The organism is Bradyrhizobium sp. S3.12.5 (assembly GCF_040548225.1).
In the GTDB taxonomy this organism is placed as follows: Bacteria; Pseudomonadota; Alphaproteobacteria; order Rhizobiales; family Xanthobacteraceae; genus Bradyrhizobium; species Bradyrhizobium cytisi.
Map to the genome: position 1 here is coordinate 76,924 of NZ_JBEPRF010000013.1, position 14,159 is coordinate 91,082.

General features: G+C 64.1%; 13 protein-coding genes. 11 read left to right on the forward strand and 2 right to left on the reverse strand.

What is annotated here, in order from left to right:
- Window positions 1-2: 2 nt before the first annotated feature.
- The 8 genes from ABIC09_RS20385 to ABIC09_RS20420 all read left to right on the forward strand — a co-directional run bounded on the left by ABIC09_RS20385 (window position 3) and on the right by ABIC09_RS20420 (window position 8,972).
- The gene (locus ABIC09_RS20385; protein WP_354082300.1) at window positions 3-800 is read left to right on the forward strand and encodes an ABC transporter ATP-binding protein; all 798 of its coding nucleotides are present in this window, start codon (window positions 3-5) and stop codon (window positions 798-800) included.
- Window positions 797-1,510, forward strand: a complete 714-nt coding sequence (locus tag ABIC09_RS20390; RefSeq protein ID WP_148755732.1) for an ABC transporter ATP-binding protein — start codon at window positions 797-799, stop codon at window positions 1,508-1,510. Before ABIC09_RS20385 ends, ABIC09_RS20390 begins: the two co-directional genes overlap by 4 nt.
- A 12-nt stretch (window positions 1,511-1,522) precedes the next feature.
- Window positions 1,523-2,401 (forward strand): branched-chain amino acid ABC transporter permease, encoded by an 879-nt coding sequence (locus ABIC09_RS20395; protein WP_354035635.1) that lies wholly within the window; start codon window positions 1,523-1,525, stop codon window positions 2,399-2,401.
- A gap of 2 nt (window positions 2,402-2,403) precedes the next feature.
- Complete coding sequence (locus tag ABIC09_RS20400) at window positions 2,404-3,420, forward strand: branched-chain amino acid ABC transporter permease (RefSeq protein WP_148755730.1); 1,017 nt, start codon at window positions 2,404-2,406, stop codon at window positions 3,418-3,420.
- Between the two features lie 29 nt (window positions 3,421-3,449).
- Complete coding sequence (locus ABIC09_RS20405; protein ID WP_354110345.1) at window positions 3,450-4,679, forward strand: ABC transporter substrate-binding protein; 1,230 nt, start codon at window positions 3,450-3,452, stop codon at window positions 4,677-4,679.
- 119 nt (window positions 4,680-4,798) lie between these two features.
- On the forward strand, window positions 4,799-6,025 hold the full coding sequence (locus tag ABIC09_RS20410; RefSeq protein WP_354110346.1) for an ABC transporter substrate-binding protein: 1,227 nt from the start codon (window positions 4,799-4,801) through the stop codon (window positions 6,023-6,025).
- 234 nt (window positions 6,026-6,259) lie between these two features.
- Window positions 6,260-7,489, forward strand: coding sequence for an ABC transporter substrate-binding protein (locus ABIC09_RS20415; protein ID WP_354110347.1), 1,230 nt, complete (start codon window positions 6,260-6,262; stop codon window positions 7,487-7,489).
- A gap of 199 nt (window positions 7,490-7,688) precedes the next feature.
- Complete coding sequence (locus ABIC09_RS20420) at window positions 7,689-8,972, forward strand: glycerate kinase type-2 family protein (protein WP_354110348.1); 1,284 nt, start codon at window positions 7,689-7,691, stop codon at window positions 8,970-8,972.
- 129 nt (window positions 8,973-9,101) lie between these two features.
- On the opposite strand, the gene ABIC09_RS20425 is transcribed toward ABIC09_RS20420, so the two are convergent.
- Entirely contained in the window at window positions 9,102-9,623 is a 522-nt protein-coding gene (locus ABIC09_RS20425; RefSeq protein WP_148755312.1) for a MarR family winged helix-turn-helix transcriptional regulator, read from the reverse strand.
- Between the two features lie 177 nt (window positions 9,624-9,800).
- Here ABIC09_RS20425 and ABIC09_RS20430 point away from each other — a divergent pair, with 177 nt between their 5' ends.
- The 3 genes from ABIC09_RS20430 to ABIC09_RS20440 are packed head-to-tail and all read left to right on the forward strand — an operon-like array spanning window position 9,801 to window position 13,347.
- Window positions 9,801-10,841, forward strand: coding sequence for a branched-chain amino acid ABC transporter permease (locus tag ABIC09_RS20430; protein WP_354110349.1), 1,041 nt, complete (start codon window positions 9,801-9,803; stop codon window positions 10,839-10,841).
- An 8-nt stretch (window positions 10,842-10,849) separates the two neighbouring features.
- Entirely contained in the window at window positions 10,850-12,619 is a 1,770-nt protein-coding gene (locus tag ABIC09_RS20435) for a branched-chain amino acid ABC transporter ATP-binding protein/permease (protein ID WP_354085618.1), read from the forward strand.
- Complete coding sequence (locus ABIC09_RS20440) at window positions 12,616-13,347, forward strand: ABC transporter ATP-binding protein (protein WP_354032445.1); 732 nt, start codon at window positions 12,616-12,618, stop codon at window positions 13,345-13,347. Before ABIC09_RS20435 ends, ABIC09_RS20440 begins: the two co-directional genes overlap by 4 nt.
- Here ABIC09_RS20440 and ABIC09_RS20445 read toward each other — a convergent pair whose 3' ends face one another.
- Window positions 13,348-13,887 carry a disulfide bond formation protein B gene (locus ABIC09_RS20445; protein ID WP_148755315.1) on the reverse strand — a complete coding sequence of 180 codons (540 nt, stop codon included), beginning with the start codon at window positions 13,885-13,887 and terminating at the stop codon, window positions 13,348-13,350.
- Window positions 13,888-14,159: the final 272 nt, after the last annotated feature.

A 14,159-nucleotide genomic window follows, 5' to 3' on the forward strand; every position in this document is an offset into this window, starting at 1 on the left:
ACATGACGCAGGCACAGCTCGCGCAGGGGATATCGCCCCTGCTCGCTGTTCGCGACGTCAGCGTCGTGTTCGGCGGCATCGTCGCGCTCAACGGCGTGTCGTTCGACATGCACAAGGGCCAGATCCTCGGATTGATCGGCCCCAACGGAGCCGGCAAGACCACGCTCTTCAACTGCCTCTCCCGCCTCTACCAGCCGTCGTCCGGCGACATCCTGATGGACGGCGCGAGCATCTTGACGCGGCCGCCGCACCGGATCGCCGAGATCGGCATCGGCCGCACCTTCCAGAACGTGGCGCTGTTTCCCAATCTCTCGGTGATGGACAACGTCCGCGTCGGCACGCACGCCCGCACCTCCTCCGACATCATTAGCGACTCGCTGCGGCTGGCCTGGATTCGCCGCAGCGAGAGCAGCATCAACAAGAAGGTGCACGAGATCCTCGCCTATCTCGACCTCGATGACGTCGCCCACACCACCGTCTCCGGCCTGCCCTTCGGCACGCAGAAGCGCGTTGAGCTGGCGCGGGCGCTCGCGGCCGATCCGAAGATCCTGCTGCTCGACGAGCCCGCCGGCGGCCTCAACCACGAGGAGGTCCACGTGCTCGGCGACCTCATCCGCCGCATCCGCGACGAGCGCGGCATGACGGTGCTGCTGGTCGAGCACCACATGGGTCTCGTGATGTCGATCGCCGACCACGTCGTCGCGCTGAATTTCGGCAAGAAGCTTGCGGAAGGCACCCCCGCCCAGGTGCAGGTGAACCCCGACGTCATCACGGCCTATCTCGGGAGCAAGGACCAATGACGACGCTGCTCAACGTCAAGGACCTGCGCGCCTATTACGGCCAGGTCCAGGCGCTCCACGGCCTCTCCTTCTCGCTCAACGAAGGTTCGCTGACGACGCTGTTAGGCGCCAACGGCGCCGGCAAGACCACGACCTTGCGCGCGATCTGCAACATGGTGCGCTCCACCGGCGGCATCGAGTTCGACGGCAAGCCGCTGAACCACCGCTCCACCGAGAGCATCGTGCGGTTCGGCATCGCCCATGTGCCGCAGGGCCGCGGCACCTTCACCACCATGACGGTGGAGGAGAACCTCCAGCTCGGTGCCATCACCCGCAAGGACAATGCCGGCATCGTCTCCGACATCGAGCGCATGTATGCGCATTTCCCGGTGCTGAAGCAGCGCCACACCCAGCAAGCCGGCACGCTCTCCGGCGGCGAGCAGCAGATGCTCGCGGTCGCGCGCGCGCTGATGCTGCGGCCGCGGCTGATGCTGCTCGACGAGCCGTCCTTTGGCCTTGCGCCGCTGGTGGTGCGCGACCTGTTCGGCATCCTCGGCAAGATCAACCGCGAGGACAAGGTGTCGATCCTGGTGGTCGAGCAGAACGCCCAACTCGCGCTCGAGCTCGCCGACCAGGCCTATGTGATCGAGACCGGCCGTATCGTGATGTCCGGCAACGCCAAGGACATCGCGAACAACGAAGAAATCCGCAAATCCTATCTGGGTTACTGAGGAGCCGGGACAATGGAACTGTTTACCAACCAGGTCCTGGCCGGGATTGCCACGGGCGCCATCTACGCCTGCATGGCGCTCGCGGTGGTCATGATCTACCAGGCGATCGACCATCTCAATTTCGCGCAAGGCGAGATGGCGATGTTCTCGACCTTCATCTCCTGGCAATTGATGCAGTGGGGCGTGCCCTATTGGGGCGCGTTCATCATCGCGCTGGCGCTCTCCTTCGTCGGCGGCATCGCCATCGAGCGCATCCTGTTCAAGCCGCTGGCCAAGGCGCCGATCCTGACCAATGTCGCCGGGTTCATCGCGCTCTATGCGATCATCAACTCCTCGGCCGGGCTGATCTGGGACTTCACCATCAAGCAATACCCGACCCCGTTCGGCTCCTCGCCGTTCCTCGGCAGCCAGCTGATCTCGACCCACCAGGCCGGCATGATCGGCGTCACCGTGCTGCTGCTGATCGCGCTCTATTTCTTCTTCCAGTACACGCGGATCGGGCTTGCGATGCGGGCGGCCGCCTCGGTGCCTGAATCGGCCCGCCTGGTCGGCATCAACACCTCCTGGATGATCGCGCTCGGCTGGGGCATGGCGTCTGCCATCGGCGCCATCGCCGGAATGCTGATCGCGCCGGTCGTGTTCCTCGAGCCCAACATGATGGGCGGCGTGCTGATCTACGGCTTCGCCGCCGCCGTGCTCGGCGGACTGACCAGTCCATTCGGCGCCGTGGTCGGCGGCTTCCTCGTCGGCATCTTCGAGAACCTCGCCGGCACCTACATCCCCGGCGTCGGCAACGAGCTCAAACTCCCGATCGCGCTCGCGCTGATCATCTCCGTCCTGGTCGTCAAACCCGCTGGTCTGTTCGGCCGGCACATCGTCAAGCGAGTTTGATCATGAGCGCTGCAGAAGACGTCGTCACGGAAGCCCCGGCCGTCGAAGCGGTTCCGAAGCGGGCCATGACGCTGGGCACGGGCACCTCGCTGCTGGTGCTGCTGCTTCTCATCGCCGTGCCGCTGTTTGCGAAGAACTTCGTGATCTTCCAGCTGACCCAGCTGTTGTATCTGGGCCTCGCCGTGCTGGCGCTGAACATCCTGACTGGCGGGTCCGGCCAGTTCTCGCTCGGCCAGAGCGCGTTCTACGGCATCGGTGCCTACGTCACCGCTGTGATGATGGAGCAGTTCAACGTCCCCTATTTCCTCTGCCTGCCGGCCGCGGCCGTGGTCTGCTTCGGCGCGGGCTTCCTGTTCGGCCAGCCGGCGCTGCGGCTCTCCGGCGTCTACCTCGCGCTTGCGACCTTCGCGCTCGCCACCGCGATGCCACAGCTGCTCAAGCTGAACTTCCTCGAGCACTGGACCGGCGGCGTGCAGGGCCTCGTCGTCACCAAGCCCGATGCGCCGTTCGGCCTGCCGATGTCACAGGACATGTGGCTGTATTATTTCACGCTCGTCGTCGTGCTCGCGATCTACATCTTCTCGGTCAACCTGCTGCGCTCCCGCTCGGGCCGCGCCTTCATGGCGATCCGCGACAACGAGATCGCAGCGTCCGCCATGGGAATCAACGTCGCGCTGTACAAGACGCTCGCCTTCGGCGTCTCCGCGGCCGTCACCGGCGTCGCCGGGGGCCTGAGCGCCATCGCGGTGCAGTTCGTCGCGCCCGACAGCTTCACCATCACGCTCGCGATCCAGCTGTTCCTCGGCATGGTCGTCGGCGGCGTCGGCTGGCTGCCCGGCTCGATCGTCGGCGCGGCCTTCATCATCTTTGTGCCGAACATCGCGGAGGGCATCTCCAAGGGCCTCTCCGGCGCCGTGTTCGGCGTGCTCCTGTTCGCCGTCATCTACCTCGTGCCGCATGGCGCAAGGCAAGTCGCAATCCTGGGCCAGCAACTCGCCGGACGGCTCAGAAAGAACTGAAATCAATCAATTAAGGAAGGAGACCAGATTTGTTTTTCGGAAGAACACTGCGGACCACCGCGCTCGTAACGGCGGTCGCGACCCTCACCTCCGGCGCAGCACTCGCCCAGAAGAAATACGACACCGGCGCGTCCGATACCGAGATCAAGATCGGCAACATCATGCCGTACAGCGGCCCCGCCTCGGCCTATGGCATCATCGGCAAGACCGAAGAAGCCTATCTCAAGATGATCAACGACAAGGGCGGCATCAACGGCCGCAAGATCGTCTACGTCACCTATGACGACGGCTATTCGCCGCCGAAGGCCGTCGAGCAGGTCCGCAAGCTGGTCGAAAGCGACGAGGTGCTCGCCGTGTTCAACCCGCTGGGCACGCCCTCGAACTCCGCGATCCAGAAATATCTGAACGCCAAGAAGATCCCGCAGCTGTTCGTCGCCACCGGCGCGACCAAGTGGAACGACCCGAAGAGCTTCCCCTGGACCATCGGCTGGCAGCCGTCCTACCAGAGCGAAGCGCAGATCTATGCGAAATGGCTGATGAAGGAGAAGCCCGACGCCAAGATCGCGATCCTCTATCAGAACGACGATTTCGGCAAAGACTACCTCAAGGGCACCAAGGACGGTTTTGGCGCCAAGGCTTCGTCCGCAATTATCCTGGAAGAGAGCTATGAGGTCTCCGAGCCGTCGATCGACGGCCACATCGTCAAGATCAAGGCTGCCAATCCCGACGTGCTGCTGATCTATGCGACGCCGAAGTTCGCGGCCCAGACCATCAAGAAGACAGCCGAGCTGAACTGGAAGCCGCTGCAGATCCTCACCAACGTGTCGATCTCCGTCGGCAGCGTGATGAAGCCGGCCGGCTTCGAAGCCTCGCAGAACGTGCTGTCGGCGGCCTATGCTAAGGACTCGACGGACCCGCAGTGGAACACCGACCCCGGCATGAAGAAGTGGACCGAGTTCATCGACAAGTACATGCCGGGCGCCGACAAGACCGATACCGGCACGGTCTACGGCTATGGCGCAGCCTCGACCCTCGTCAAGGCGCTGGAAATGTGCGGTGACGACCTCACCCGCGCCAACCTCATGAAGCAGGCCGCTTCCTTAAAGGATTTTGCACCGGACACCCTGCTGCCCGGCGTCAAGATCAACACCAGCGCCACCGACTTCGCCCCGATTTCGCAGCTGCAGATGCAGCGCTTCAAGGGCGAAAAGTGGGAACTGTTCGGCGAGATCATCAGCGGCGACGTCGCCACGGAGTGACACGCTGACGCTGTAGTCCAAGGTTGAAAGGCCCCCGCGCTCTCCCGCGGGGGCTTTTTGTTGACGTCGTGCATCAATCTTGTTCAATGCGACGCCGATCCAGTTGGGGTAGGAGAGCAATGGCTGTCGTTCGATTTCAGGTTGCGGCGCTTTCGGCCGCATTCGCGTTGTGCACTGCGATGAGCAATCCCGCGCTGGCACAGAAGTCCTACGACAGCGGCGCCTCCGATACCGAAATCAGGATCGGCAACATCATGCCCTATAGCGGCCCGGCCTCGGCCTACGCCGTGATCGGCAAGGCCGAGGAAGCCTATTTCAACAAGGTCAATGCCGAGGGCGGCGTCAACGGCCGCATGATCAAGTTCATCTCGTATGACGATGCTTATTCGCCGCCGAAGACGGTGGAACAGGCGCGCAAGCTGGTCGAGAGCGACAACGTGCTGCTGATCTTCGGCTCGCTCGGCACCTCCACCAACGGCGCCATCCGGAAATACATGAACGAGAAGAAGGTGCCGCAATTGTTCGTCGCGAGCGGCGCCTCGAAGTGGAACGATCCCGAGCACTATCCGTGGACCATGGGCTGGCAGCCGAGCTATGCCAGCGAGGCCAAGATCTACGCCAAGTACATCCTGAAGGAGAAGCCGGACGGCAAGATCGGCGTGCTCTACCAGAACGACGATTTCGGCAAGGATTATCTGAAGGGGCTGAAGGACGGGCTCGGCACCAAGGCTTCGATGATCGTGATGGAGGAGCCCTACGACACCTCGGAGCCTGCGATCGACGAGCACGTCGTGAAGCTGAAGGCTGCCGGCGCCGACATTTTCATCAGCATCGCTACGCCGAAATTCGCGGCGCAAGCGATCAAGAAGGCGGCCGAGATCAACTGGCACCCGATGCACATCATCTCCAACGTCTCGGCCTCGGTCGGCGGCGTGATCGAGCCGGCGGGCTTCGAGATCTCGCAAGGCATCCTGTCGGCGACCTACACCAAGGACGGCTCCGACCCGCAATGGAACGCCGACGACGGCATGAAGAGGTTCTACAACTTCCTCGCGCAGTTCGATCCGAAGGCGAACAAGCTCGATGCCGGCGTGGTGTTCGGTTATGCCGCCGCCCAGACCATGGTGAAGGTGCTGCAGATGTGCGGCGACAACCTCACCCGCGACAACATCATGAGGCAGGCTGCGAGCCTGAAGGACTTCGAGCCGGACACGCTGCTGCCCGGCATCAAGATCAACACCGCGCCCGACAATTTCGCGCCGATCGAGCAGCTCCAGATGATGCGATTCAAGGGCAAGACCTGGGAACTGTTCGGCGATATCATCTCGAGTGACCCCGGTCACTGAGCAACTCAGAATAGCTTGATGCCATTCAGGCAACTCAAGGCGGTCTCGCCTTCTCGCAGTTGCACAGGACGGCGCCGTCCTTCCTGACTACTAAAGACGCAGCCCCTGCGACGTTGCCGCGGGGGCTTTCTGTTGAAGGCATCAGGCAAATCGTATTGAATTGCGGCCGCGTCGCCAAAAACAATCAAGGCAAGAAAAGGAGCGCACACACACCAAGAAAATAGGGAGATTTGAATGCCCGCTGTCACCGGCAAGCTTGCGGCCGCGTCACTGGCGCTCGCGCTCATTGCGGCCACGACCTCCATCGCGTCGGCCCAGAAGAAATACGATACCGGCGCGACCGATACCGAGATCAAGATCGGCAACATCATGCCCTACAGCGGACCGGCCTCCGCCTACGGCATCATCGGGCGGACCGAAGCCGCCTATTTCAAGAAGATCAACGACGAAGGCGGCATCAACGGCCGCAAGATCAATTACATCAGCTATGACGACGCCTATTCGCCGCCAAAGACGGTGGAGCAGGCGCGCAAGCTGGTCGAGAGCGACGAGGTGCTGTTCATCTTCAATTCGCTCGGCACGCCGCCGAACTCGGCGATCCACAAATACATGAACTCGAAGAAGGTGCCTCAGCTGTTCGTCGCCACCGGCGCCACCAAGTGGAACGACCCGCAGAACTTCCCCTGGACGATGGGCTGGCAGCCCAACTACCAGAGCGAGACACAGATCTACGCAAAGTGGCTGCTCAAGAACAAGCCGGACGCCAAGATCGCTGTGCTCTTCCAGAACGACGATTACGGCAAGGACTATCTGAAGGGCCTCAGGGACGGCCTCGGCGCCAAGGCGTCCTCGATGATCGTCGCGGAGGAGAGCTACGAGACCTCCGAACCGACCATCGACAACCATATCGTGAAGCTGAAATCGACTGGCGCCGACGTTTTCATGAACATCACGACGCCGAAATTTGCCGCGCAGGCGATCAAGAAGGTCGCCGAGATCGGCTGGAAGCCGTTGCACTTCCTCAACAACGTCTCGGCCTCCGTCGGCAGCGTGATGAAGCCGGCCGGCTTCGAGAACGGTCAGGATGTCATCTCGGCGGATTATCTGAAGGACGTGTCGGATCCCGCATGGGCCAATGATGCCGGCATGAAAGAATTCCTGGCGTTCATGGGAAAATACTTCCCCGACGGCGACAAGCTCGATAAGGGCACCATCGTCGGCTATGCCGTGGCGCAGACACTGGTCCAGGTGCTGAAGCAGTGCGGTGACGATCTCACGCGCGAGAACATCATGAAGCAGGCGGCGAACCTCAAGGACTTCCGCACCGAGGCGCTGCTGCCCGGCGTGAAGATCAACACCTCGCCGACCGATTTCGCGCCGATCAGCCAGCTTCAGCTTGAGAAGTTCAAGGGCGAGAAGTTTGAGTTGTTCGGCGACGTGATCAGCGCCGACGTCGGCGGCTAGCCCGAAACGGCGGACAGAAAACCTCCCGCGAAGCTATCGCAGGAGGTTTTCGTTTGCGCGCCAATTATGATCACGCGATTGCACAATCGAATGATGGCAAAGCCGGCTTACGCTTTGGCGCCTGATGCGGTAGGCAGGTCATGGGCGGCCCTCTCGCCCTCGCTTTAGTCTGCTCACGAGTTTGCCGAAGGCCATCGTCATGACCGACCGCCGCCCCCTGCTCCGCGCGCTCTACGCCGCCGCCGTTGCCGCCGCCCATCCCAACACGATCCTGGCGCCGCATCTGCGCCCTGTGCCGAAGGGGCGCGTGATCTGCCTCGCCGCCGGCAAGGGCGCCGCCGCGATGGCCGCGGCTGCGGAGCGGCATTATCTCGATACGCTCGCGCTCGCGCCGGAGCGGCTCGTCGGCATCGCCACCACGCGCCATGGCTATGGCGTGCCGACGCGCTGCATCCGCGTCGTGGAGGCCGGCCATCCCGTGCCCGATGAGGCTGGCCTCAAGGGCGCCGCCGACACGCTCGCGCTCGCGGGCCAAGCCGGGCCTGACGATCTGCTGCTCGTGCTGCTCACCGGCGGCGGCTCGGCCAACTGGATCGCGCCGGTGGACGGCATCAGTTTTGCGCAGAAGCAGGCGGTCAACAAGGCGCTGCTGCGCTCGGGCGCGCCGATCGGCGAGATGAATACCGTGCGCAAGCATTTGTCGCGGATCAAGGGCGGGCGTCTCGCGCGCGCAGGCCAAAACGCCGCCGAGATCGTGACGCTCGCGATCTCCGACGTGCCGCATGACGATCCGTCCGCGATCGCCTCGGGCCCGACCGTGCCCGATCCGACTACGCTTGCGGATGCGCGCGCGATCGTCGCAAAGTACAAGCTCGCCATCGACGATGCCGTGCGCCGTGCGCTCGACGATCCCGCCAACGAAAGCGCCAAGCCGAATGATGCCGCCTTTGCACGCGCGCGTTTCGAATTGATCGCGCGCCCGAAGCAATCGCTCGATGCCGCGGTGAAGCTCGCGAAGGACGCCGGCTACGAGACCATCGATCTCGGCGCCGATCTCGAAGGCGAGGCCCGCGACGTCGCGGCCGATCACGCCAGGCTCGCGCTGCAGGCCCGCGCGCAAGGCAAGCGCGTCGCGATCCTCTCCGGCGGCGAGCTCACGGTCACCGTGCGCGGCCATGGTCGCGGCGGCCCGAACCAGGAATATGCTCTGGCGCTCGCTGGGCTGCTCAAGGACACGCCCAACATCTCCGCACTCGCCGGCGACACCGATGGCGCCGATGGCGGCGCCGGCCATCCCACCGACCCCGCCGGCGCACTGATCGACGCGGCGACATTCGCGAAGATCAAGGCGCTAGCGCTTCAGCCGCAGGCGTATCTCGACAACAACGACGCGACGACGTTCTTCGAGGCGACGGGCGATCTGCTGATGCCCGGCCCGACATTGACGAACGTGAACGATATCCGGGTGATCCTGGTGGATTGAGACGGCAGCCCCAGCGACACTGTCATTCCCCGCGCAGGCGGGGAATCCAGTACGCCGCAGCTTCTCCATCACCCACGACCGCCTCGGAGTACTGGATTCGCCCACTTCGCGGGCGATGACGGCGGAGGCTCAAAACTCGTTTGCGATCTTCGACAGCATCCCGAGCAGCGCTTCGCGGTTGGCTTGGCCCAGCAGCTCGTTCAGCCGTGACTCGTGCTTGGTGGCGACGAGCTTCTTGGCGCGCGTCAGCACGGCCTTGCCCTTGTCGGTCAAAACGAGAATGTGCGAGCGGCGGTCGTTGGTGGAGCGGATCCGGGCGCAGAGGTCGCGGCTCTCGAGATTATCGAGCAGGGCGACGAAATTCGGCCGGAGGATGCCGAGGGTCGAGGCGATCTCGGTCTGGTTACGGCCCGGGTTCTTCTCCACCAGCAGCAGCACCGAAAACTGCGCCGGCGTCAGCTGGAGCGAGGCCACGCAGCGCAAGAAGTTCTCGAACACCTTGAGCTGGGCGCGCTTGAGCACGTAGCCGAGCTGTTCCGAGAGCTCGCCGAGCTGGAGGGCTTCGGGCAGGCCCTCGGCGGCATCCTTGCGGCCCTTGGCCCCGTCGCCAGGCTTTTCAGAGGACTTTTCAGCGGTTTTGGAAACGGTCATCGCCTCGTGCTCGTAATCCCGCTAAATTCGGGAGGGGTCGTCTCTCACCCTTGAAGTTATATTCGATAATTGTTATGGATCATATCAAATATCGTCAGCGTATTTCAATGGCTGTGAACGGACCATCCACCGCGATCGCGGAGACCGGTCCGGATCGTAGAGGGGGAGCGTCCGGTCTTGAACACCACCATCATGCTGTTCCTGCTGCAGGACGGCATTACCAATGGCGCGATCTATGCGCTGCTCGGCCTGGCGCTGGTGCTGGTATTTGCCGTCACCCGCGTCATTCTGATCCCCCAGGGCGAGTTCGTCACCTATGGCGCGCTGACCTATGCCTCGCTGGCCTCGGGCCAGATGCCGGGCACGGCCAAGCTGGCGCTCGCCATGGGCACCGTCGCCTTCGCGTTCGACCTGTTCGTGGCCCGCAAGGCGCTGCATGGTCGGCTGATCGTCCGCAGCGTCCTCGGCAACATCGTGTTGCCGGCCATCGTGCTGGCGGTGACGCTGTACTTCGCCGGCCAGAAGCCGCCGGTTGCGGTCTGCATCGCGCTGTCGCTGCTGATCGTCGCGATGATCGGCCTGTTTCTGTATCGCATCGCGTTCCAGCCGTTGGCACACACCTCGGTGCTGGTGCTGCTGATCGCCTCGGTCGGCGTCCATCTGGCGCTCCAAGGACTGGGCCTGCTGTTCTTCGGCGCCGAGGGCCAGCGCGGACCGGCGGTGCTCTCCGGCGCGTTCACCGCGGGCTCGCTGCGCTTCACCGGCCAGAGCATCACGGTCTACGGCATCACCATCGCCTTCATCGTCGGGCTCTGGCTGTTCTTCGGGCTGACGCTTTACGGCAAGGCGCTGCGCGCCACCGCCGTCAACCGGCTCGGCGCGCGGCTCGCCGGCATCCGCACCACGCTGTCGGGCCAGATCGCCTTCCTGCTGGCCTCCGTCATCGGTGCGCTGTCGGGCATCATGATCGTGCCGATCACGACGCTTTACTATGACTCGGGCTTCCTGATCGGCCTGAAGGGCTTCGTCGCCGCGATCATCGGCGGCCTCGTCAGCTATCCCCTCACGGCGGTCGCAGCCCTCTTCGTTGGCATCGTCGAGGCGTTCTCGTCCTTCTATGCCTCTAACTACAAGGAGGTGATCGTGTTCATGCTCCTGATCCCCGTGCTGCTGCTGCGGTCGCTAGCCGCACCTGCCGTCGAGGAAGAGAAGGACTGACGCCTAAGATGCAGAGCCGGCTTCCCATCCTCATCTTCGCAGCTTTGATGGCAGCGATCCCGTTCGTCCCGGGCATGCCGCCATTCTGGATCGTGCTGCTCGACAATATCGGCCTCACCGCGCTGGTCGCGATGGGCCTTGTGCTGCTCACCGGTGTCGGTGGCCTGACCTCGTTCGGCCAGGCCGCCTTCGTCGGCTTCGGCGCCTACACCACGGCGCTGCTGACGACGGCTTACGGACTGTCGCCGTGGCTGACCTTGCCGCTCTCGCTCGTGGTCAGTGGATTGCTTGCGGTGCTGCTCGGCCTGGTTACGGTCCGCCTCTCCGGCCATTATCTGCCGCTCGGCACGCTGGCCTGGGGGCTCGGCCTGTTCTACCTCTTCAGCAAGCTCGAATTCCTCGGGCGTAACGACGGCATCTCGGCGATCCCGCCGCTGTCGATCGGCACGTTCAGGATGCTCTCACCCGGCTCGATCTACTTTGCGATCTGGGTCGCGGTCATCCTCTCGGCCCTGCTCACGATGAACCTGCTGGACTCCCGCACCGGCCGCGCCATCCGCGCGCTGCGGCGCGGCCATGTGGCGGCCGAAGCGTTCGGCGTGCACACGCCGCGCGCGAAGCTGCTGGTGTTCATCCACGCCGCCGTGCTTGCGGGCCTCTCCGGCTGGCTTTACGCCCATCTCCAGCGCGCGGTGAATCCGACGCCGTTCGGCGCGCAGGCCGGCATCGAATATCTCTTCATCGCGGTGGTCGGCGGCGCCGGTTATGTCTGGGGCGGCGTGCTGGGTGCTGCGATCGTCGTGATCCTGAAAGAGGTGCTGCAGAGCTATCTGCCGCTGATCCTGCCCGGCTCCGGCCAGGTCGAGACCATCGTATTCGGCATCCTGCTGGTGGCGCTGCTGCAGCTCGCACCCGGCGGCGTCTGGCCCTGGCTGATGTCATTCCTGCCCGAGCGCACGGCTGGCAGGAAGCCGGACACCTCGCTGAAGCTGGAGGCGCGACCCCGCCCGCCCGGCCAATCCAGCGTGCTGCTCCAGGTCGAGAAGGCGCGCAAGCAGTTCGGCGGCGTGGTCGCCGTCAACAATGTCTCCTTCGAGGTCCAGGCCGGCGAGATCGTCGCGCTGATCGGCCCCAACGGCGCCGGCAAGAGCACCACCTTCAACCTGATCACCGGCGTGCTATCGGCTAGCTCGGGCTCGATCTCGGTGCTCGGCAGGAAAGTGGATCGCGCGCCGCCGCAGGAGATCGTCAAGCTCGGCATCTCCCGCACCTTCCAGCACGTCAAGCTCGTGCCCGATATGACCGTGCTGGAGAACGTCGCGATCGGCGCACATCTGCGCGGCCATTCCGGGCCGCTCGCCTCGATGCTGCGTCTCGACCGCGCCGACGAGGCAAAATTGCTTGCGGAAGCCGCCCGCCAGATCGAGCGCGTCGGCCTCGCCGACCAGATGCATCAACTCGCAGGATCTCTGTCGCTCGGCCAACAGCGCATCGTCGAGATCGCCCGCGCGCTGTGCGTCGATCCGATGCTGCTGCTGCTCGACGAGCCCGCGGCCGGCCTGCGCCACATGGAAAAGCAGCAGCTTGCGAAACTGCTGCGCGATTTGCGCGACGGCGGCATGAGCGTGCTGCTGGTCGAGCACGACATGGGCTTTGTGATGAATCTCGCCGACCGCATCGTGGTGCTGGATTTCGGCACCAAGATCGCGGAAGGCACGCCTGCCACGATCAAGACCAATCCCGAAGTGATCAAGGCCTATCTCGGAGTGGCGGCATGAGCGCGCTGTTGTCCGTCACCGATGCGCATGTCGCCTATGGCAAGGTCGAAGCCGTGCGCTCGGTCGCGCTCGAGGTCGGCGAGAACCAGATCGTCACCATCGTCGGCGCCAACGGCGCCGGCAAGACCACGCTGCTGTCGGCCATCATGGGCATCCTGCCGCTCAAGGGTCGTGTCGCCTTTGCCGGCCAGGACCTGGCCCGGCTCGACATCGAGGACCGCGTCGCGATGGGGCTCGGCCTCGTGCCGGAGCACCGCGAATTGTTCGTGACCATGAATGTCGAGGACAATCTCGAGCTCGGCGCCTTCCGCATCGAGAGAAGCAAGGCAAAGGCCTCGATCGAGCAGGTCTATGCGCTGTTTCCGCGCCTGAAGGAGCGGCGCAAGCAGCTTGCCGGCACGCTCTCCGGCGGCGAGCAGCAGATGCTCGCCATGGGCCGCGCGCTGATGGGCGCGCCGAAGCTCCTGATGCTGGACGAGCCGAGCCTCGGCCTCGCGCCCATCATCGTCGCCGATATCTTCCGCATCATCACCGAGCTGCGCGCCAGCGGCGTCTCCGTGCTGCTGGTCGAGCAGAATGCGCAGGCCGCGCTGAAGATCGCCGACCAGGCCTATGTGATGGAGCTCGGCGAGTTCGTGCTCAGCGGCAAGGCCAGCGACATCGCGGCGAACGAGGCGGTGGCGGCGAGCTATCTCGGCTTCCAGCACGAAGGCGCAAGCGTGCTGTAATTACGTGCGGCTCGCCGTCCGCACGAAACCCCAGGCGGCGATCGCGGCCATCAGCAGCGAGATCAGCACGTTGTAGCCGGCGAGCGACAGGCCGAGGAAGCGCCACTGCACCTCGTCGCAACGCACCACCTTGACGGTGTCGAGCCGCGACAGCAGATCGCCGGCGCTGCCGAGATTTCCGACCGGACCCGTGCAGTCGGTCGGCCCCTTCCACAACCCCCATTCGACGCCCGAGTGATAGGTGCCGAGGCCGGCATTGGCGAGCGCCGCCAGCGCGAGGAGCGCGAGCCCGGCCAGCAGCAGCGGCCGCGGCGCGCCGCTCCGCGCCGCGAGCGCCGTGAGCGCACCGAGCGCGATCGCGAGATAATAGGCGTAGCGCTGCTCGAGGCAGAGCGGACAGGGCAGAATCTCCAGCACGAGCTGAAAGAACCAGGCGCCCGCGATCGTCGCCGCCGCGATCAGCGTGACCGCCAGCGAGGCGGTCAGCGCCGGCGTACTGGCCGGTCGAAACGCGGGTATTGCGGCACTCTGGGTCGTCACGGCGGCCTCTCCAGATGGGACGTGGCCCTAAGCCTCTAACCCTGGCCGGTGCGGCTGTCGAGAACGGCCGGGATCACTTTGGCGCGGGTTGACCTCGCTTTGTCCATGGCTGTAGTCCGCCGGCTTCGCAACGCCCTCATTCGGAAGGCGACGTCGCCGGCCAGCTGGGCGATAAAATCAGAAATAAAACTTTTAGTTGATTTGCAGGGCCCGCGATGCAATGTTTGATTGTGTCGATATACCATATATCTCAGAGCGGGTAAGCGTAGGGA

What these genes read in the sequence shown, in the direction of transcription:
- ABIC09_RS20415 (WP_354110347.1), top strand. Translation starts at nt 6,260, where the DNA reads ATGCCCGCTGTCACCGGCAAGCTTGCGGCCGCGTCACTGGCGCTCGCG.
- ABIC09_RS20420 (WP_354110348.1), top strand. Translation starts at nt 7,689, where the DNA reads ATGACCGACCGCCGCCCCCTGCTCCGCGCGCTCTACGCCGCCGCCGTT.
- ABIC09_RS20400 (WP_148755730.1), top strand. Translation starts at nt 2,404, where the DNA reads ATGAGCGCTGCAGAAGACGTCGTCACGGAAGCCCCGGCCGTCGAAGCG.
- ABIC09_RS20435 (WP_354085618.1), top strand. Translation starts at nt 10,850, where the DNA reads ATGCAGAGCCGGCTTCCCATCCTCATCTTCGCAGCTTTGATGGCAGCG.
- ABIC09_RS20390 (WP_148755732.1), top strand. Translation starts at nt 797, where the DNA reads ATGACGACGCTGCTCAACGTCAAGGACCTGCGCGCCTATTACGGCCAG.
- ABIC09_RS20410 (WP_354110346.1), top strand. Translation starts at nt 4,799, where the DNA reads ATGGCTGTCGTTCGATTTCAGGTTGCGGCGCTTTCGGCCGCATTCGCG.
- ABIC09_RS20440 (WP_354032445.1), top strand. Translation starts at nt 12,616, where the DNA reads ATGAGCGCGCTGTTGTCCGTCACCGATGCGCATGTCGCCTATGGCAAG.
- ABIC09_RS20385 (WP_354082300.1), top strand. Translation starts at nt 3, where the DNA reads ATGACGCAGGCACAGCTCGCGCAGGGGATATCGCCCCTGCTCGCTGTT.
- ABIC09_RS20425 (WP_148755312.1), bottom strand. Translation starts at nt 9,623, where the DNA reads ATGACCGTTTCCAAAACCGCTGAAAAGTCCTCTGAAAAGCCTGGCGAC.
- ABIC09_RS20395 (WP_354035635.1), top strand. Translation starts at nt 1,523, where the DNA reads ATGGAACTGTTTACCAACCAGGTCCTGGCCGGGATTGCCACGGGCGCC.